We start from the raw sequence: 18,708 nt of genomic DNA on the forward strand, positions 1-18,708 counted from the left end.
TGACGTCTCTATGAGTGTCATCGTTTCAGATCGTCGCACATTGGTCGTAGGGCTCGGTATCACCGGGCTTTCCTGCGTGCGCTATCTGTGCGATCAGGGGCGGGACGTGGCGGTGGCTGACAGCCGTCAGCATCCGCCTGGTCTGGAAGCCCTGCAAGCCGGTTGGCCGGAAGTGCCGGTGCACACTGGCCCGTTCGACGCCGAGCTGTTCAGCACCTTCAATGAGCTGGTAGTCAGCCCCGGCATCAGTGTTGAGGCTCCCGCAATTCGTGCGGCCCACGCCAACGGTGCCCGCATCCGCGGCGACATCGATCTGTTTGCAGAGGCGGCCGACGCGCCCATCGTCGCGATCACCGGATCCAATGGCAAAACCACGGTTACCACGTTGGTGGGTGAAATGGCCGCCGCTGCCGGCCGGCGCGTAGAGGTCGGTGGCAACATTGGCACCCCGGCGCTGGATCTGCTCGGGCGTGGTGCCGACCTGTATGTGCTCGAGCTGTCGAGCTTCCAGCTTGAGACCACGGCAGAACTGAATGCACTGGCGGCCACGGTGCTGAACGTCAGCGATGATCATATGGACCGCTATCCGTCCAAGATGGCCTATTTCCAGGCCAAGCAACGGATCTTCCGCGGCTGCAAGAACGCCATCGTCAATCTGGACGATGCCTTGAGCACGCCCATGGCCCGTGACAATTTGCGCTTTCTGTGTTTCGGGTTCCACCGGGTCAATCCGGAAACCTTCAGCACCCGCGACGACGAACAGGGCACGTGGATCACATTGGGTTTCGATAACCTGCTGCTGGCAAACGAGTTGAGGCTGATGGGACGCCACAACATCAGCAATGTCATGGCGGCGCTGGCGCTCGGGCATGCCGCAGGGCTTCCAATGGACACCATGCTGGCGGTTGTCCGCGAGTTCCGCGGTCTGCCGCATCGCTGTGAATTCGTGGCGCGGGTCAACGGTGTCGATTACATCAACGATTCCAAAGGAACCAACGTTGGCGCTACCGTGGCCGCAATCGACAGCCTGGTACCGGAGAACGGAAAGGTCGTGCTGATCGCCGGCGGTGACGGTAAGGGCGCGGATTTCTCACCGCTGGAGGCGTCGGTCACCCTGCATTGTCGGGCGTTGGTGTTAATCGGTCGCGATGCCAGTCTGATTGCCGACAGCGTCGGTGCTGCGGTGAATGTGGCCTATGCCCGGACCATGGCCGAAGCAGTTGGCGTGGCGGCGGAGCTGGCACAGGCCGGTGACCGGGTGTTGCTGTCACCGGCCTGTGCGAGTTTTGACATGTTCCGTGATTATGGTGATCGCGGTGATCAGTTCCGTCGCGCGGTGGAGGGGGCGCTATGATGCACGGCAGCCTTTCACTTCCCGATCGCCAGCAGCTGTTCAGTGATCTGCGACCACTGCCGCTGCTGATCATCAGTTCTGTTGCCCTGATGGTCATGGGCGTGGTGATGATTTCCTCGGCCTCGATGGACATGGCGGCGGAAACCGCGGGTAACAGCTATCACTACGTGATTCGTCAGCTGATATTTGCGGGAATTGGTTGTTTCCTCGCGCTGGTGGCGGTCAATGTGCCTGTTGCCTGGTGGGAGCGCAGTGGCTGGCTGTTGCTGGGTGTTGGCATGCTGGTACTGGTGCTGGTATTGACGCCGTTGGGACGCACCGTTAATGGTTCTACGCGCTGGATTCCGTTCGGTCTGTTCAACGTTCAGGTCTCGGAAGTCGCCAAGCTGTGTCTGATCGCCTACCTGGCCGGCTATGTGGTCCGCCGCCGGGACGAGTTGCTCAACACGTGGGCCGGTTTTCTGAAGCCGCTGGTGGTGCTGGGTGTCGCCTCCATTCTTCTGGTCATTCAGCCAGACTTTGGTGCCACGGTGGTTCTGGTGACGGCCGCGGCCGGCATGATTTTTCTCAGTGGCGTGCGTCTCAGCCGTTTTATGCCGCTGATTGGCATTCTGGTTGCGCTGGGGATTGTGCTGGTTGTGACGCAGCCCTACCGGCTCAAACGGGTTGTCAGTTACCTGGATCCCTGGAAAGACCAGTTTGACACCGGTTACCAGCTTACCCAGTCATTGATTGCCTTCGGCCGCGGCGAGTGGGCCGGTGTCGGGCTGGGCAATTCGATTCAGAAACTGTTCTATCTGCCGGAAGCCCACACCGATTTCATCTTCGCCATCATTGCCGAGGAGTTCGGCCTGATGGGGTCGCTGGTGGTGCTGGCCCTGTTCGCCGTACTGGTGGTCACCGGCTTCGTTATCGCCCGCCGAGCCGAGTTGGCAGACATGCCGTTTGCGGCCTGTTTCTCCTACGGCATCACCCTGCTGATCGGTCTGCAGGCCGGCATCAACATGGCGGTAAGCACCGGGTTGCTGCCCACCAAGGGGCTGACGCTGCCGTTGGTGAGTTACGGCGGTTCCAGCCTGATGATTACCTGTATTTCCCTCGGCATCCTGGCGCGGGTGGAAATGGAGCGTTTGGATCAGCAGCGCCTGGCCAATGAGAAGACGCCTGGCAAGCGGGTCAGGGGAGGCGCGGTTTATGACTGATTCGCGCCGGTTTCTGATGATGGCTGGTGGCACCGGCGGGCATGTTTTCCCCGCACTGGCCACCGCCCGCACGCTGCAGGAGCGGGGCCACGAAGTTTTCTGGCTGGGCTCTTCCGGCGGCATGGAAGAGCGCCTGATCGGTGACACCGGCATTCCCCTGTCGCTGATTCATGTGTCCGGATTGCGCGGCAAGGGCAAGCTGGCGCTGCTGACAGCACCCTTCCGGCTGATGCGCGCGTTGGGTGAGGCCTTTACTGTGGTGCGGAAAATTCGGCCCGATTGTGTGGTGGGTATGGGCGGTTTTGTCACCGGTCCCGGTGGCGTCGCGGCCTGGCTCAGCAGGATTCCGCTGGTCATCCACGAGCAGAACGCCGTAGCCGGTATGACTAACCGGATCCTGGTGCGCTTTGCGGAAACCGTACTGGAGGCGTTTCCCGGCAGTTTCGGAGCAGGTGTGGTCACCCGCTGCACGGGAAATCCGGTGCGCAAGGATCTGGCTGGGTTGCCCATGCCGGAGGAGCGTCTGGCGGACCGCCAGGGGCCACTGCGGTTGCTGGTGGTTGGCGGCAGCCTGGGTGCTCAGGTGTTCAACCAGCAAGTGCCCGAAGCCCTGGCGCAAATGGCCGGAGCCGAGCGTCCTGAGGTGCGTCACCAATGTGGCGAAAAGCATGCGGAAGCAGCACGCGCTGCCTATGAGCATCATGGAGTGGCGGCAACGGTGGAGCCGTTTATCAAGGATATGGCGGAAGCCTATGCCTGGGCCGATCTGGTCTTGTGCCGGTCGGGCGCGCTGACGGTGTCTGAGCTGTGCGTCGCCGGCGTGGGTGCGATCCTGGTGCCATTCCCCCATGCCGTGGATGACCATCAGACAAAAAACGGCCAGCAAATGGTGAGTGCGAAGGCAGCGGTGTTGATTCCCCAGCCCCGGCTTGCTCCTGAGGCGCTGGCTGAAACGCTGAGGGACCTGGCCAATGACCGGTCCCGGGTAATGAATATGGCGAAAGCGGCAAAATCGCTGGCGCGCCCCGATGCAACGGAGAGAGTCGTGAATTACTGTCTGGAGGCCGCCAATGGCTGACGCAATGAATACGCCACTGGTCTATCAGGTGCCTGAAATGCGCCGTATTCGCCGCATTCACTTTGTGGGCATTGGCGGCGCCGGCATGAGCGGTATTGCTGAGGTGCTTAAAAACCAGGGTTACGACGTGTCCGGCTCGGACATCCGCGAAGGGGCGGTGACGGATCGCCTGAAAGCCATGGGCGTCGACGTTTACATCGGCCATCAGGAAGAGAACAGTGCCAGTGCCGATGTGGTGGTGGTGTCTACTGCAGTGGCAGCCGACAACCCGGAAGTGGTTGCGGCGCGCAGTCGGCGGGTGCCGATTGTGCCCCGTGCCGAGATGCTGGCGGAAATCATGCGCTACCGTCACGGCATTGCCGTGGCCGGTACCCACGGTAAAACCACCACCACCAGCCTGATCGCCTCGGTCCTGGGTGAGGCCGGGCTGGACCCGACGTTTGTGATCGGTGGCAAGCTCAACAGCGCCGGCACCAATGCGCAACTGGGTGGCTCACGGTATCTGGTCGCGGAAGCGGACGAGAGTGACGCATCGTTTCTGCACCTGACACCGGTCATTTCTGTCGTTACCAACATCGAAGCCGATCACATGGACACCTATGGTGGCGATGTCGAGCGCCTGAAACAGACCTTTGTGGACTTCCTGCACAACCTGCCGTTTTACGGCATCGCGGTGATGTGTGTGGATGACGCCTACGTGCGGGAAATCATCCCGCGCATTTCCCGGGCCATCATTACTTACGGCATCGACAATCCCGATGCCGATTACCGTGCCGAGCAGATTACCTCCGACGGCTTGCGGACTCACTTTGTGGTGCGTCGCCCCGGCGGTCGTGCGGATCTTCAGGTCGAACTGAAAATGCCGGGCCGCCACAATGTCGCGAATGCCCTGGCGGCCATTGCCGTGGCCACCGATGAAGGGGTTGATGACGCCGCCATCTGCCGCGGGCTGGCCGGTTTTGCCGGGGTCGGGCGCCGGTTCCAGGTGTATGGCGACTACCAGACGCCCAACGGTAACGTCACGCTGGTGGACGACTATGGCCATCACCCGACGGAAGTGGACGCAGTGATTCGTGCCGCCCGGGACGCCTGGCCGGGCCGCCGCATCGTCATGCTGTACCAGCCGCACCGATTCTCCCGCACCCGCGACCTGTACGAAGACTTCGTCAAGGTACTCTCCGAGGTGGACGGATTGCTGCTGATGGACGTGTACTCTGCCGGCGAACCGGCGATTCCCGGCGCCGACGGCCGCGCACTGTGCCGCAGCATCCGCCAGCGCGGGAATGTGGAACCGGTGTTTGTGGAAGACAACAACGAAATCGAACAGCTGCTGGCCAATGCCCTGCAGGACGGTGATCTGCTGATTACCCAGGGCGCCGGCGATATTGGTGGTGTTGCTGCACGCCTTGCGGCGGCAGGAGTGATTGCCAGTGAGTGATGCGAAGCGCGTGGATACACAGGGTTATCAGGCTTCTCCGGAAACTGTGCGCGCTCTGGGGCGCGTGGCGGTTTTCATGGGGGGGGACTCAGCGGAACGGGCGGTGTCGCTGAAAAGTGGCAACGCGGTACTCGCTGCGCTGCAGTCTGCCGGGGTAGACGCTTACGGTGTGGATGTTCAAGGCTGCCTGCTGCGCACCGTGGACAGCCCCGAGTTTGATCGCGTGTTCATTGCACTCCACGGCCGTGGCGGGGAAGACGGCACGCTGCAGGCCATCCTGTCCCAGGCCGGGATTCCGTACACCGGTAGCGAAATGCTGGCGTCGGCCCTGGCGATGGACAAGTTGCGCACCAAGTATGTGTTCGAAGGCTGCGGTCTGCCCACCCCGAAGTTCCGCGCCATGGGCGCCGTGAGCGAGGTTGACGACATTCTCCGTGATTTGTCGCTGCCCCTGAGTGTCAAGCCGTCCCGCGAGGGGTCGAGCATCGGCATTCGCAAGGTGACCAGTCGCGGCGAGCTCGCCGACGCCTACCTTGAGGCCAGTGCCCTCGATTCACTGGTGTTGGTAGAGGAGTGGGTTGAGGGGCCGGAATTTACCGTCAGCCTGCTGCAGGACAAGGCGCTTCCTGCCATCGGGCTGAGCACTGACCATGTGTTTTACGACTACGACGCCAAGTACCTGGCAGACGACACCCGTTACCGGATTCCCTGTGGTCTGGATCCGGAAACCGAGCTTGAGTTACAGCACCTCGCTCTGGATGCGTTCCGGGTCATTGGATGCCGCACCTGGGGGCGGGTCGACATCATGCAGGATCGCGATGGCGGTTTCTGGTTGCTGGAAGTCAATACGGTCCCGGGCATGACCGACCACAGTCTCGTGCCCATGGCCGCTCGTGCGGCCGGTATCAGTTTTGAGGAACTGGTGGTGCGGATTCTCAAGGACACCCTGGAGGACGGCGATGCTTGAAAACCTTCTGATCCGGAGTCGGGCGGTACCGTCCGATCCCCCGCGGCGACGGGGGGCAACCACCCTCGGTCCCGAGAGGAACCGGTTCGGATTGTTGAAAGCGGTCCTGGCGGCAGTGCCCTGGCTGCAGGTGGGCATGGGTGCCGCGATTGTTCTGCTGGCGGCGATGATGCCCTGGGGGACCGGGCAGGTCCTCAATGCCATGGATCGTCAGATCATGGCGATTGACGTGAAAGGCACACTGGTCGGAGAAAGCCGGACGGATCTGGAGCGGAAAGCCGGCGACTGGATTGGCAAGAGCTTCTTCGCCACCGATCTGTCCGATATCAAGACTGAACTGGAGCTGCGTCCCTGGGTGGAATCGGCGGCGGTCAGACGGGTCTGGCCCGACCGGCTGGAAATCGAGATTCGTGAGAAAAAACCGCTGGCCTACTGGAACGGTGACCGGTTGGTGAGCCGTGCCGGCGAGCTGTTTTCGCCCGGGAATCCCGAGGTTGCCGGGCGCCTGCCGAGACTGGCGGGGCCGGATGAGCGGGTCAAGGATGTGATTCGTATGGCCCGCACCATGAGTGAAACTCTGGGGGGGCACGGTCTGGGCTTTGCCGGTCTGACCCTCGAGCAGCGGGGCGCCTGGACCCTGACCCTGGCTAACGGCATTGAAGTGGTGCTGGGACGCGATCAGGTTGAGGAGCGCTTCGCGCGCTTTATTACCGTGTACGAGAACCGGCTGATCTCCCGAGAGGATGAAGTCAGCCAGGTGGATGCCCGCTACACCAATGGGGTGGCGGTTAAGTGGAAGTCGGACGTGGTGTCCGGCTCCGGAAAAAAATCATAGCAACGTCAAATTCAGACCTACGGTTTGGTGAAACACATGTCATCGGTTGAAACGGAAAACATGATTGTCGGCCTCGATATCGGAACCTCCAAGGTGGTTGCGATTGTCGGCAAGCGCAAAATGGACGGGACCATTGAGGTGGTGGGCATTGGCTCGCACCCGTCACGGGGGCTGAAGCGTGGTGTGGTGGTGAATATCGAAACCACCGTGCAGGCCATCCAGCGCGCTGTCGAAGAGGCCGAGCTCATGGCGGGGTGCCGGATCCATTCGGTGTACGCCGGCATCGCCGGCAGTCACATCAAGAGTCTGAACTCCCATGGCATTGTCGCCATCCGTGACCGGGAAGTGACCCAGGCGGATATCGACCGGGTGATCGACGCTGCCCAGGCGGTGGCGATTCCGGCGGACCAGAAGATCCTCCACATTCTGCCTCAGGAGTTCGTCATCGACAGCCAGGAAGGCATCAAAGAGCCCATGGGCATGTCCGGCGTGCGTCTGGAAGCCAAGGTGCATCTGGTGACCTGTGCCGTCAACGCCGCCCAGAACATCGAGAAGTGCGTCAAGCGCTGCGGCCTCGAAGTGGATGACATCATCCTCGAGCAGTTGGCCTCCAGCCACGCGATTCTCACCGAGGACGAAAAAGAGCTGGGCGTGTGTGTGGTGGATATCGGTGGCGGTACCACCGACATCGCAGTGTTCACCGGTGGTGCGATCCGTCACACCGCGGTGATCCCCATCGCCGGCGACCAGGTCACCAATGACATTGCCATGGCGCTGCGCACGCCCACGCAGAACGCCGAAGAGATCAAGATCAAGTATGCCTGTGCGCTGACTCAACTGGCCGGCGCGGATGAGACCATCAAAGTGCCCAGCGTCGGAGATCGCGCGCCGCGGGATCTTTCGCGCCAGGCCCTGGCCGAGGTGGTGGAGCCTCGCTACGAGGAGCTGTTTACCCTCGTGCAGTCGGAGCTGCGCCGGTCCGGATTCGAGGACCTCATCCCCGCAGGCATCGTGATCACAGGTGGTTCCTCTACCATGGAAGGGGTGGTGGAGCTGGCTGAGGAAATCTTCCATATGCCGGTCAGGCTCGCCTGTCCACAGAGGGTCTCCGGCATGACGGAAGTGGTCAACAACCCGATCTACGCTACCGGCGTGGGGCTGTTGATTCATGGTTTCCGCCAGATGGATCTGGGACGGACACCGGTGCTCAAGGGTGAAGAAGCACCCTCGCTGTTGGAGCGCATGAAAGCCTGGTTTACCGGTCATTTCTGACGGCGCCGGGTGGCAGTAAAGAAAGAAACGAAGGTATCTCGAAAACACAATCTCGAACAAACGGCCTGGCACAAGGCTGAAAACAGCACGAAGGAGTAGGGGAATGTTTGAACTCGTCGATAATGTCCAGCAAAACGCTGTCATTAAAGTAGTGGGTGTAGGTGGCGGTGGCGGCAACGCCGTTCGTCACATGCTTAACAGTGACATTGAAGGTGTGGAATTCATCTGCGCCAATACCGATGCGCAGGCTCTGTTTGATATGGACGCCCGCCAGATCATCCAGCTGGGTGGCAACATCACCAAGGGCCTGGGCGCAGGTGCAAACCCGGAAGTGGGGCGCCAGTCGGCCCTGGAAGACCGTGACCGTATTGCCGAGGCCATCAAGGGCGCCGATATGGTCTTTATTACCGCCGGCATGGGCGGCGGCACCGGCACCGGCGCAGCGCCTGTGGTGGCCGAGGTGGCTCGCGAGCTGGGCATTCTGACCGTGGCCGTGGTGACCAAGCCGTTCCAGTTTGAAGGCGGCAAGCGCATGAGCGTGGCGGAGTCCGGTCTGAAGGAGCTGGAAGAGAGCGTTGACTCCCTGATTACCATCCCCAACGAGAAGCTGTTGGCGGTCATGGGCAAGAAGACCAGCCTGCTGGACGCCTTTGCCGCGGCCAACGACGTGCTGCTGGGTGCGGTTCAGGGCATTGCCGACCTGATTACCCGCAACGGCATGATCAACGTCGACTTTGCCGACGTGAAAACCGTAATGTCCGAAATGGGCATGGCGATGATGGGCACCGCCCGCGCAACCGGCGAAAACCGTGCCCGCGAAGCGGCCGAGGCGGCCATCCGCAGCCCGCTGCTGGAAGATATCAACCTGCAGGGCGCGAAGGGTATTCTGGTCAACATCACTGCCGGCATGGACCTCAATCTGGGCGAGTTCTCCGAGGTTGGCGACATTGTGCGTGAGTTCGCGTCGGATTCCGCGACCGTGGTCGTGGGTACTGTTATTGATCCGGAAATGACAGACGAGCTGAAAGTGACTGTGGTCGCGACCGGCCTTGGCGGTGATCGCGAAAAACCGACCAAGGTGGTGGATAACACCCGCTCCCTGGACGGCAAGACCGATTACAACCAGCTGGATCGGCCTGCAGTGCTGCGTCGTCGTGCGGTGGCTCATGGTAATGTGGCAATCGATCAGAGCAAGGAAAGCGAAGAGCAGGGAGTCGACTATCTCGATATTCCCGCATTCCTTCGCCGTCAGGCTGATTGATAATCTAGTGCAGGTGTGATCCGGTCCCGGTTTTCTGACGAATCAGAGAGCCACAATGCCGGGTTAAGCGTGCATTGGATTGCCGTGTGTGGGCTTATTGTAAATTTCAGGCAAAGCCAGATTGGTTAAATGGTACTCAGTCTGACTTTCTGATATTCTCCGAGCATAATTTTGCCCAGAATATCGCCAATTTGTGACGGAATGATGAACCGATGATCAGACAACGGACACTTAAAAACACTATCCGTGCAACCGGTGTGGGGTTGCACTCGGGGGAAAAGGTTTACCTGACCCTGAAGCCCGCACCCGTTGATTCAGGGATCATTTTCCGCAGAACCGATCTGGACCCGATGGTCGAGATTCGCGCCTGCGCCGAAAATGTTGGTGAGACCATGCTGTCCACGACGCTGGTAAAAGACGGTGTCCGTGTGGCCACAGTAGAGCATCTGCTGTCCGCCATGGCTGGTCTCGGTATCGACAACTGCTTTGTGGAGCTCAGTGCTGCCGAGGTGCCCATTATGGACGGTTCAGCCGGTCCGTTTGTGTTCCTGCTGCAGTCTGCCGGCATCGCCGAGCAGGACGCTGCCAAGCGTTTCATTCGCATCAAGCGCGAAGTGACCATTGAAGAGGACGACAAGAAGGCGACCTTCCTGCCGTTTGAAGGCTTCAAGGTCAGCTTCGGGATCGACTTCGATCACCCAGTATTCAAGGGGCGCGCCCAGACTGCCACTGTTGACTTCTCCAGCACGTCGTTCGTGAAAGAGGTCAGCCGGGCCCGTACTTTCGGTTTCATGCGTGATATCGAGAAGCTGCGTGCCATGAACCTGGCCCTGGGTGGCAGTGTGGATAACGCCATTGTGGTGGACGACTACAAGATTCTTAACGAAGACGGTCTCCGTTACGAAGATGAATTCGTCAAGCACAAAGTGCTGGATGCTATCGGCGACCTGTACCTGCTGGGCAACAGCCTGATTGGCGAATTTCGCGGCATCAAATCCGGTCACGACCTGAACAACAAGCTGCTGCGTAAGCTCAGGGCTGAAGAGGATGCGTGGGAAGTGGTAACCTTTGACGACGAGGCCACGGCTCCGATTTCCTACATGAAACCTGTGCTGGCGGCCCAGGCTTAAGGCTGGATGCTTTAATCCCGGACGTGGCTTGCGAGTTTTTCGAGAACCTCGCGTAATTGTTTGTCCTTCGTGTGCCCGGCTTCCTCTTTGAGGAGCCGGGCATTTTCGTTACTGAGCGGTGCCTTCTTGAATTTTGGTTTGTTGCGGAACCGCGCCGGCGCCACTTTCACCTTCAGTTTCCAGACAAATCGGAACAGCTCTTCGTTACGTAAACGTTCCATAATCTCGTGTTGGCGAAAGCGGATCTGGCTGGCGGCGCCGGAAGTTTCTGCCGACAGCACCATTTCACCTTCGTGACATGCCACGAAGCGCGCACCGAGTGCGAGGTGATCGGGCAGGGCGGACAGCACAACAGCTTCAGCTTGCTGATGCAGTTCCGCTTTGTTCATTAATTCGCGAAGCACCGGGGCACGACGAAAGGTGTCCTGGGTCAATTTGAGGTCTGATCGCTTTTTCATGGCCGCGTTTTCTCTCGACGACTCCGGTTACGATTGGTTACACTTCAGTACAGTTTGGCGGCAGTCCGTGTATTACACTCTTTTTACATTGTCTTGTGCATGAGTGTCCACGGGCGACTGCGATAATTTCAAGAACGTAGTTGTTGCTAAGGATGGCAGGCCCACTCAGAACTTCTGAGGCGCAACACTACAGGATCGGGTTGCGGCTCTTCTATGAAAACAGAAGACGGTATGAATATTATTTTCGTTGGCAAGCGCCACGGCAAATCTCGAGTGGTCGCAGTAAATGCGCCTGTTGCTGCTGCACTGGTTGTGGTTCTCCTCGTGCTGCTGGCTGTGGCGAGCTGGTCAGGTTACCGCGTGGCCGTGAGTCAGGCCGACGCGGCAGAACCCACGCCATCGGAACTGGTGATCGAGTGGAAGGCCAAGCTGAACACCCAGAAATCCGAGCTGGCGGAGATCGAGCTGAACGTTCAGCAACAGATTGATGCACTGACGCTTCGCCTGGGTGAAATGCAGGGGCGTTTGCTGAGGCTGGATGCCCTGGGTCAGCGCTTTGTGGAGTCTGGCCTGGTGGCCAGTGACGAATTTGATTTTGATCAGCCCGCTGCCGTGGGTGGCCCGGAAGATGCCGGCCTTTACGGGGACTCGTTTACAGCCCCGGAACTGACTTCGATGATTGACCAGTTGGCGAGGCGTATAGAGGATCGCGAGCAGCAGCTCCGGTTGCTGGATCAGTTGGCATCCCGCATGAAGCTGGAAGATGAGCTGTTCGTTGCCGGGCGCCCGATCACCTGGGGATGGCTGTCTTCCCGCTACGGTTACCGGTCGGATCCTTTCACCGGCAAGCGCACCTGGCATGCCGGTGTTGATCTTGCGGGCAAAGAGGGCAGTGACATCATTGCCGTGGCTGGCGGTGTGGTGACCTACGCGGACGAGCGCTATGGCTACGGCAACCTGGTCGAGGTCGACCACGGTGACGGACTGGTCACTCGGTACGCCCACGCCAAATCGGTAGCGGTCAATGTCGGGGACCTGGTTCAGAAAGGGCAGGTTGTTGCTCTGATGGGCAGCACCGGCCGGTCCACCGGCCCGCACGTGCATTTTGAAGTGATTCGTAACGGCAGGTCCGAAAACCCGGAAACCTACATCCAGCGCGCCAGCCGCTGATCTCGTCAGTCGGGAGCTGATCCTGCTCCCGCGCCTTTCCCTTTGATAACCACTCCCGTAATATCAGGACCTTACCTTGGACAGCGTGATGTCACCCGTGCAAATGGCGCCGGTGTGAGCCCTGTCTTTTGTACTGCCGGCAAATAAGGGTAGAATGCCGGCTTCCTCCGATTAATCAAAGAAGCAGTGGTCTATGTTCACAAAGCTTGCAACGAAGATGTTCGGCAGTAAAAACGCCAGAGAAATCAAGAGAATGCGCAAGACGGTGCTGCGCGTTAGCGAACTTGAGGAGCAGTTTGGCAACCTGTCCGATACCGAGTTGCAAGGCAAGACCGCCGAGTTCCGCCGCCGGCTTGATGAAGGCGAAAAGCTCGATGCGATTCTGCCGGAGGCCTTTGCCACCGTGCGCGAGGCCAGTCGCAGGGTCATGGGCATGCGTCATTACGATGTCCAGCTGGTGGGTGGTATTACTCTGCACGAGGGGCACATCGCCGAGATGAAGACCGGCGAGGGTAAAACCCTGGTGGCGACGGCTGCGGTGTATCTGAATGCGTTGCCCGGAAAGGGCGTGCATGTCGTCACGGTTAACGACTATCTGGCCCGCCGTGATGCCGATTGGATGGGTAAGCTGTACCGGTTCCTCGGGCTTCAGGTAGGCGTTGTGGTGGCCGGCCAGGCACCGGAGGAAAAGCGTGCCGCCTACCAGGCCGATATCTGTTATGGCACCAACAACGAATTCGGTTTCGATTACCTGCGCGACAATATGGCGTTCAGCACCGAGGACAAGGTCCAGCGCGGTCTGCACTACGCGATCGTCGACGAGGTCGACTCCATTCTTATTGACGAGGCCCGTACTCCGCTCATCATCTCCGGTGCCGCCGAGGACAGCTCCAAGCTCTATCAGGCCATCAATACCCTGATTCCGAACCTGGAGAAAGGGGAGGTCAGCGAGGAGGGCGAGCCCAGCGGCGACTTCACCATTGACGAAAAATCCCGTCAGGCGGAACTTACCGAGGGCGGCCACGAAAAGGTCGAGGAACTGCTGCTGGAGCGCGGCCTGCTGAAAGAGGGTGAAAGCCTTTACTCAGCCGCCAACCTGAGCCTTTTGCACCACGTGCATTCCGCCCTGCGAGCGCACCACCTGTTCCAGAAAGATGTGGACTACATTGTTCAGGGCGATCAGGTGGTGATTGTCGACGAACACACCGGTCGCACCATGCCCGGGCGTCGCTGGAGTGAAGGCCTGCATCAGGCCATCGAGGCCAAAGAAGGGGTACGGATCCAGGCCGAAAGCCAGACCCTGGCCTCGACGACCTTCCAGAACTACTTCCGGCTCTACGACAAGCTTGCCGGTATGACCGGCACCGCCGATACCGAGGCGTTCGAATTCCGCCAGATATACGGTCTGGACGTGGTGGTGATTCCGCCCAACAAGCCGATTCAGCGGATCGATTACAACGATCTGATCTACCTGACGCAGGAAGAAAAGTTTCACGCCATCATTGATGAAATCAAGGACGTGACCGCCGAGGGTCGTCCCATTCTGGTGGGTACCGCATCCATCGAGGCGTCCGAGCTGCTGTCCATGCTGCTGAAAAAGGCGCGGATTGATCACAAGATCCTGAACGCCAAGCAGCACGAAAGTGAGGCCCAGATCATTGCCCAGGCTGGTCGCCCGGGTGCTGTGACCATTGCCACCAACATGGCCGGCCGGGGTACCGACATCGTGCTGGGCGGTAACTGGGAGTTCGAGGTGGCGGGCATAGAAAACCCGACCGAAGAAGAGGCCGCGCGTATCAAGGCGGAGTGGACCGGGCGTCACAATCAGGTACTGGACGCCGGTGGTCTGCACATCATCGGTACAGAACGCCACGAATCCCGCCGCATCGACAATCAGTTGCGCGGTCGTGCCGGACGCCAGGGTGATCCGGGCTCCTCCCGTTTCTTCCTGTCGCTGGAAGATAACCTGATGCGTATTTTTGCACCGGATCGCGTCAAGAGCCTGATGCAGGCCATGGGCATGAAGAAGGGTGAGGCCATTGAGCACCGCATGGTGACCAATGCCATCGAAAAATCCCAGCGCAAGGTGGAAGGCCGCAACTTCGACATGCGGAAAACCCTGCTGGAATACGATGACGTGGCCAATGACCAGCGTACGGTGATTTACGAGCAACGCAACGAGGTGATGTCATCGGACGATATTTCCGAGATGGTGACCACCATCCGTGAGGACGTGGTGGAGGCGCTGGTCAGCGAATATATTCCGCCCCAGAGCATGCCGGAGCAGTGGGACGTGGCAGGCCTTGAATCCCAGTTGCAGTCTGAAATGGCCATCGATCTGCCGGTGCAGAAGTGGCTTGATGAGGACAACAAGCTGTACGAGGAGAGCCTGCGCCAGAAGATTCTGGAGGCAATTGTCAGCGAGTATCAGGCCAAGGAAGCCGTGGCCGGCGCAGACTCCATGCGCAAGTTTGAAAAGCAGGTCTTCCTGCAGGTGATGGATACCCTGTGGAAAGAGCATCTTTCCAACATGGATCATCTGCGCCGGGGTATTCATTTGCGGGGCTATGCCCAGAAAAACCCGAAGCAGGAATACAAGCGCGAAGCCTTCAACCTGTTTGAAACCATGCTTGAGACCATGAAGCGGGACGTAACGCGGGTGTTGAGTCACGTGCGGGTGCAGAGCCGCGAGGAAATGGAAGAGGTTGAGCGTCGGCGCAAGGATGAACTGGAGCGTGAGCTGGCCAGGGCCAAGCTGCGTCACGATGAAACCAGTGCCACGGCCCAGAGACAGGCGGAGGATGGCGACAGCGACAGCCAGCAGGGTGCGCCGGAAACGTTTGTTCGACAGGAGCGCAAAGTGGGCCGAAATGAGCCCTGTCCCTGTGGGTCCGGCAAGAAGTACAAGCAGTGTTGCGGTAAGGTCAGCTAACTCCGCATCTCGGCAAACACCCGATGACCCGCACTCTGACCCCGTCAGGCTGCGGGTTTTTCGTTACCGCGACAGAGATTTCACGAAGACATCAGGAGAGTCACCATGGCAGTAGGTCCAGGAACCTTGCCCGAGTTTTTTCCGATTGCCGGCGTTCGGCTGGGTATCGGCAGTGCCGGAATCAAGAAGCCCGGTCGTAAAGATCTGGTGATCTTTGAGCTCGAGCCGGGAAGTCGGGTGGCGGGCATTTTCACCCGCAACCAGTTCTGTGCCGCGCCGGTGATACTCAGCCGTCGTCATCTGGCCGAGGGCGAGCCACGATACCTGCTGATCAATACCGGCAATGCTAATGCGGGTACCGGTGAGCGGGGCATGAACGATGCCCAGACCTGTTGCCAGGCACTGGCTGATGCCGCGGGCGTGTCACCGTCAGCAGTGCTGCCGTTCTCCACCGGCGTGATCGGTGAGCCATTGCCGGTGGAAAAGATCATCACGGCCCTGCCAGCGGTACTGGCAAATACTGCCGAGAACCGCTGGGCCGAGGCGGCCTCGGGGATCATGACGACCGACACCCGCCCCAAGGGAGCGTCCTGCCAGCTGGATCTTGATGGCCACACGGTGTCCATTTCCGGCATCAGCAAGGGGGCGGGCATGATTCGCCCGAACATGGCGACCATGCTCGGGTTTATCGCCACGGACGCAAGCATCGCGCCGGACGCTCTGGCCACGCTGGCGTCCGAGCTGGGAGAGCAATCGTTCAACCGCATCACCATCGATGGTGACACCTCCACCAACGACGCATGTATGCTGGTTGCCAGTGGCCGCTACGGCGGGCCCGAGATTACCCGCGACAGCCCGCTGTTGCCCAAGCTCCGAGCGGCATTGCAGCAGATTTATCTGGATCTGGCTCACGCCATCGTCCGCGACGGCGAAGGTGCCACCAAATTTGTCACCATTGAGGTCAGTCATGCTCACAGCCAGCAGGAAGCGCTGGATGTTGCCTACACCGTGGCCCATTCACCGCTGGTGAAAACCGCGCTGTTTGCCTCGGATCCTAACTGGGGCAGGATTCTGGCGGCCGTTGGCCGGGCCGGCGTCGACAACCTCGATCTCAACGCCCTTGAAATTCACCTCGGCGATGTCTGCCTGGTGCGCAACGGCGGTCGTGCCGATGATTACTCCGAGGCCCGTGGTCAGGCGGTGATGGATCGCGAAGAGATTACCATCGCCATTGATCTCAAACGGGGCGAAGTTCAGGAACGGGTGTGGACCTGTGACTTCTCCCACGATTATGTGACCATCAACGCCGAATACCGTACCTGATCATGGTCTGCAGGGAAGTCCATGTGGCGGTCGGGGTGATCATCCGTGAGGGGCGGGTGCTGATTGCACGGCGGCCGGATCATGCCCATCAGGGCGGCTTGCTGGAGTTTCCCGGTGGCAAGGTGGAAGCCGGCGAAACGGTACAGCAGGCGTTGGTGCGTGAGATCCATGAAGAGACCGGTCTTCAGGTTCCCATGTCATCGCTGCGCCCGGTCATCGGCATCCGTCATGACTACGGCGACAAGCGCGTCTTTCTTGATGTCTGGCGCACCGACGACGCCACGGGCGATGCGGTCGGCCGCGAAGGGCAGCCGGTGCAGTGGTTGCCGTTGTCGGCATTGCACGATGGCGATTTTCCCGCTGCCAACCGGCCGATTATCCGGGCACTGAGACTGCCCTCCTGGCTTGCGATTACGGGCGATTACCGAACCTCGGCGGATCTGGTCAACCAGTTCGAGGAGCGCGTCAACCTCGCCCGCCCCGCTCTGGTGGTATTGCGCGCACCCGGGCTGAAGTTTGCTGAATATCAGGCCGTCGCGCGTGATCTGGTGATGATTGGCCGGGATCGTGGCACCGGCGTTCTGCTGCACGGAGGGGGCGAGCGTCTCGACGCCGTGCCGGAAGCGGCCGGGTTGCATCTGCCCTGGCGGGCGGCGCAGACGTGCCATGCCCGCCCGGTCCCGGACGGGAAATGGCTGGGTGTGTCGTGCCACAACGCCGCGGAGATTGACCATGCCCGTGCATTGAATGCCGACTACGTCACCCTGGGCCCGGTCGCGCCAACGCCCACCCATCCGGGAGCAGAGGTGATGGGGTGGGAGGCGTTTCGCCAGCAGGTCGCGGCGGCGGCCATGCCGGTCTATGGTCTGGGCGGGCTGACGCCAGCGGATCGGGATGCCGCCATCGGCAATGGCGGGCAGGGCGTTGCGGGTATCGGTCTCTGGTGGCCTGGAGTCTAGACCGCAGCAGGGCCGTCTTCCGCGCGGTCGAGTCTGATACCATGAGGACCCGACAGGTCATGAATTTCGTTCAATCAGCCCCGGTGAACCGGGCACAGGAGAGCCCGTGAGCAAACTGACGCACCTCGATGACAAGGGCGAAGCCCGCATGGTGGATGTGACCTCAAAGGAAGTCACTGAACGCGAGGCGCGGGCTGAAGCCTGGATCCGTATGGCACCAGGCACCCTCGAAATGATCGTGGGCGGCCAGCATCCGAAAGGCGACGTACTGGCGGTGGCCAGGATTGCCGGCATCATGGCGGCCAAGAAAACCCACGAACTGATCCCGCTGTGCCATTCGCTGAATCTGAGCTCGGTGAAAGTGGAGCTGAGCCCGGGCGTGGACGGTGCCTCGGTGCATATCCTCACCCTTTGCAAACTGTCGGCACAGACTGGTGTTGAGATGGAGGCGTTAACGGCAGCGAGTGTGGCAGCGCTGACACTGTATGATATGTGCAAAGCGGTCGATCGCGGCATGGTAATCGACGGCGTGCGGCTGCTGGAAAAGAAAGGGGGGCGCAGCGGCCACTGGTCTGCTTCGGGTCCTGCATCGTAAAGCTGTATGAACCAAAACAGCTGGAGAAGCGACAGTGCAGAGACTACGCCAAGAAGGCAGCCCCATGATAGAATGCGCGGCCCGATTGATTGAACCACGAGGAAACACTGTGGCTGTTCGTTACATCCAGACTTGCCGGTTGCCCACGCCGTTCGGGGTATTCGATATGCACGGCTTCGAAGAGCCGGATACCGGTAAGGAGCACGTCGCTCTGACGCTGGGTGACCTGAGCAGCAGTGAGCCCATGCTGGCGCGTACCCACTCTGAGTGCCTGACCGGCGACGCGCTGTACAGCATGCGCTGTGATTGTGGTTACCAGTTGGAGGAAGCACTGCGAAGCATCGCCCGGGAGGGTCGCGGTATCCTGATGTACCTCCGCCAGGAGGGTCGTGGTATCGGCCTGCTGAACAAGATCCGCGCCTACAATTTGCAGGATCAGGGTGCTGACACCGTTGAAGCGAACGAGAAGTTGGGTTTTGCAGCGGATCTGCGTGACTACAGCATGTGCAAGGACATGCTCGAGCATCTTGGTATCTCAAGCCTGCGCCTGATGACCAACAACCCGCGCAAGGTGGATGCATTGACGTCCTACGGCATCGCGATAACCGAGCGGGTACAACTGCACGTTGGCCGCAATCCTCACAACGAGCATTATCTCGATACCAAGCAAAGCAAGCTGGGCCACTGGCTTGAAACTCACCAGGACGACGACCCCGAAGGCTGAGCCCTTCACC

At 60.1% G+C, this 18,708-nt stretch carries 16 protein-coding genes; 15 read left to right on the forward strand and 1 reads right to left on the reverse strand.

The window, feature by feature from the left end; genetic code table 11:
• The first annotated feature begins 10 nt into the window (after positions 1 to 10).
• From murD to lpxC, 9 genes are all read left to right on the forward strand, one after another.
• Positions 11 to 1,354, forward strand: coding sequence for a UDP-N-acetylmuramoyl-L-alanine--D-glutamate ligase (gene murD, locus MLC70_RS12150; RefSeq protein WP_248184074.1), 1,344 nt, complete (start codon positions 11 to 13; stop codon positions 1,352 to 1,354).
• Complete coding sequence (gene ftsW / locus MLC70_RS12155) at positions 1,354 to 2,556, forward strand: putative lipid II flippase FtsW (protein ID WP_248184280.1); 1,203 nt, start codon at positions 1,354 to 1,356, stop codon at positions 2,554 to 2,556. Before murD ends, ftsW begins: the two co-directional genes overlap by 1 nt.
• Positions 2,549 to 3,634 carry an undecaprenyldiphospho-muramoylpentapeptide beta-N-acetylglucosaminyltransferase gene (gene murG / locus MLC70_RS12160; RefSeq protein WP_248184077.1) on the forward strand — a complete coding sequence of 362 codons (1,086 nt, stop codon included), beginning with the start codon at positions 2,549 to 2,551 and terminating at the stop codon, positions 3,632 to 3,634. The genes ftsW and murG overlap by 8 nt, the downstream gene beginning before the upstream one ends.
• Positions 3,627 to 5,072: a UDP-N-acetylmuramate--L-alanine ligase gene (gene murC / locus MLC70_RS12165; RefSeq protein ID WP_248184079.1), complete on the forward strand. Its 1,446-nt coding sequence runs from the start codon at positions 3,627 to 3,629 to the stop codon at positions 5,070 to 5,072. Before murG ends, murC begins: the two co-directional genes overlap by 8 nt.
• Entirely contained in the window at positions 5,065 to 6,039 is a 975-nt protein-coding gene (locus MLC70_RS12170) for a D-alanine--D-alanine ligase (protein ID WP_317238707.1), read from the forward strand. The genes murC and MLC70_RS12170 overlap by 8 nt, the downstream gene beginning before the upstream one ends.
• Positions 6,032 to 6,874 (forward strand): cell division protein FtsQ/DivIB, encoded by an 843-nt coding sequence (locus tag MLC70_RS12175; RefSeq protein ID WP_248184081.1) that lies wholly within the window; start codon positions 6,032 to 6,034, stop codon positions 6,872 to 6,874. The genes MLC70_RS12170 and MLC70_RS12175 overlap by 8 nt, the downstream gene beginning before the upstream one ends.
• A 36-nt stretch (positions 6,875 to 6,910) precedes the next feature.
• Positions 6,911 to 8,146, forward strand: coding sequence for a cell division protein FtsA (gene ftsA, locus MLC70_RS12180; RefSeq protein WP_248184083.1), 1,236 nt, complete (start codon positions 6,911 to 6,913; stop codon positions 8,144 to 8,146).
• Positions 8,147 to 8,249: 103 nt separating this feature from the next.
• The gene (ftsZ, locus tag MLC70_RS12185) at positions 8,250 to 9,407 is read left to right on the forward strand and encodes a cell division protein FtsZ (RefSeq protein ID WP_248184085.1); all 1,158 of its coding nucleotides are present in this window, start codon (positions 8,250 to 8,252) and stop codon (positions 9,405 to 9,407) included.
• A gap of 212 nt (positions 9,408 to 9,619) precedes the next feature.
• Complete coding sequence (lpxC, locus tag MLC70_RS12190) at positions 9,620 to 10,537, forward strand: UDP-3-O-acyl-N-acetylglucosamine deacetylase (protein ID WP_248184087.1); 918 nt, start codon at positions 9,620 to 9,622, stop codon at positions 10,535 to 10,537.
• A gap of 11 nt (positions 10,538 to 10,548) precedes the next feature.
• Here lpxC and MLC70_RS12195 read toward each other — a convergent pair whose 3' ends face one another.
• Positions 10,549 to 10,995 carry a DciA family protein gene (locus MLC70_RS12195; protein ID WP_248184090.1) on the reverse strand — a complete coding sequence of 149 codons (447 nt, stop codon included), beginning with the start codon at positions 10,993 to 10,995 and terminating at the stop codon, positions 10,549 to 10,551.
• A 213-nt stretch (positions 10,996 to 11,208) separates the two neighbouring features.
• Between MLC70_RS12195 and MLC70_RS12200 the strand changes: the two genes are divergently transcribed.
• The 6 genes from MLC70_RS12200 (at position 11,209) to ribA (ending at position 18,698) form a co-directional block, all read left to right on the forward strand.
• Entirely contained in the window at positions 11,209 to 12,165 is a 957-nt protein-coding gene (locus tag MLC70_RS12200) for a M23 family metallopeptidase (RefSeq protein ID WP_248184092.1), read from the forward strand.
• Between the two features lie 193 nt (positions 12,166 to 12,358).
• On the forward strand, positions 12,359 to 15,097 hold the full coding sequence (secA, locus tag MLC70_RS12205) for a preprotein translocase subunit SecA (protein ID WP_248184093.1): 2,739 nt from the start codon (positions 12,359 to 12,361) through the stop codon (positions 15,095 to 15,097).
• Between the two features lie 105 nt (positions 15,098 to 15,202).
• Positions 15,203 to 16,420, forward strand: coding sequence for a bifunctional glutamate N-acetyltransferase/amino-acid acetyltransferase ArgJ (gene argJ, locus MLC70_RS12210; protein WP_248184094.1), 1,218 nt, complete (start codon positions 15,203 to 15,205; stop codon positions 16,418 to 16,420).
• Positions 16,421 to 16,422: 2 nt separating this feature from the next.
• Positions 16,423 to 17,379 (forward strand): Nudix family hydrolase, encoded by a 957-nt coding sequence (locus MLC70_RS12215; RefSeq protein WP_248184095.1) that lies wholly within the window; start codon positions 16,423 to 16,425, stop codon positions 17,377 to 17,379.
• A gap of 106 nt (positions 17,380 to 17,485) precedes the next feature.
• The gene (moaC, locus tag MLC70_RS12220) at positions 17,486 to 17,974 is read left to right on the forward strand and encodes a cyclic pyranopterin monophosphate synthase MoaC (RefSeq protein WP_345799556.1); all 489 of its coding nucleotides are present in this window, start codon (positions 17,486 to 17,488) and stop codon (positions 17,972 to 17,974) included.
• 109 nt (positions 17,975 to 18,083) lie between these two features.
• Complete coding sequence (gene ribA, locus MLC70_RS12225; RefSeq protein WP_248184096.1) at positions 18,084 to 18,698, forward strand: GTP cyclohydrolase II; 615 nt, start codon at positions 18,084 to 18,086, stop codon at positions 18,696 to 18,698.
• Positions 18,699 to 18,708: the final 10 nt, after the last annotated feature.

The organism is Marinobacter goseongensis (genome assembly GCF_023156235.1).
Classification (GTDB): Bacteria; Pseudomonadota; Gammaproteobacteria; order Pseudomonadales; family Oleiphilaceae; genus Marinobacter; species Marinobacter goseongensis.

Coding starts and splice junctions, on each gene's coding strand:
- MLC70_RS12195 (WP_248184090.1), bottom strand. CDS start 10,995: ATGAAAAAGCGATCAGACCTCAAATTGACCCAGGACACCTTTCGTCGT.
- lpxC (WP_248184087.1), top strand. CDS start 9,620: ATGATCAGACAACGGACACTTAAAAACACTATCCGTGCAACCGGTGTG.
- ftsW (WP_248184280.1), top strand. CDS start 1,354: ATGCACGGCAGCCTTTCACTTCCCGATCGCCAGCAGCTGTTCAGTGAT.
- MLC70_RS12215 (WP_248184095.1), top strand. CDS start 16,423: ATGGTCTGCAGGGAAGTCCATGTGGCGGTCGGGGTGATCATCCGTGAG.
- murC (WP_248184079.1), top strand. CDS start 3,627: ATGGCTGACGCAATGAATACGCCACTGGTCTATCAGGTGCCTGAAATG.
- murD (WP_248184074.1), top strand. CDS start 11: ATGAGTGTCATCGTTTCAGATCGTCGCACATTGGTCGTAGGGCTCGGT.
- ftsA (WP_248184083.1), top strand. CDS start 6,911: ATGTCATCGGTTGAAACGGAAAACATGATTGTCGGCCTCGATATCGGA.
- ftsZ (WP_248184085.1), top strand. CDS start 8,250: ATGTTTGAACTCGTCGATAATGTCCAGCAAAACGCTGTCATTAAAGTA.
- argJ (WP_248184094.1), top strand. CDS start 15,203: ATGGCAGTAGGTCCAGGAACCTTGCCCGAGTTTTTTCCGATTGCCGGC.
- murG (WP_248184077.1), top strand. CDS start 2,549: ATGACTGATTCGCGCCGGTTTCTGATGATGGCTGGTGGCACCGGCGGG.
- secA (WP_248184093.1), top strand. CDS start 12,359: ATGTTCACAAAGCTTGCAACGAAGATGTTCGGCAGTAAAAACGCCAGA.
- MLC70_RS12200 (WP_248184092.1), top strand. CDS start 11,209: ATGAAAACAGAAGACGGTATGAATATTATTTTCGTTGGCAAGCGCCAC.
- MLC70_RS12175 (WP_248184081.1), top strand. CDS start 6,032: ATGCTTGAAAACCTTCTGATCCGGAGTCGGGCGGTACCGTCCGATCCC.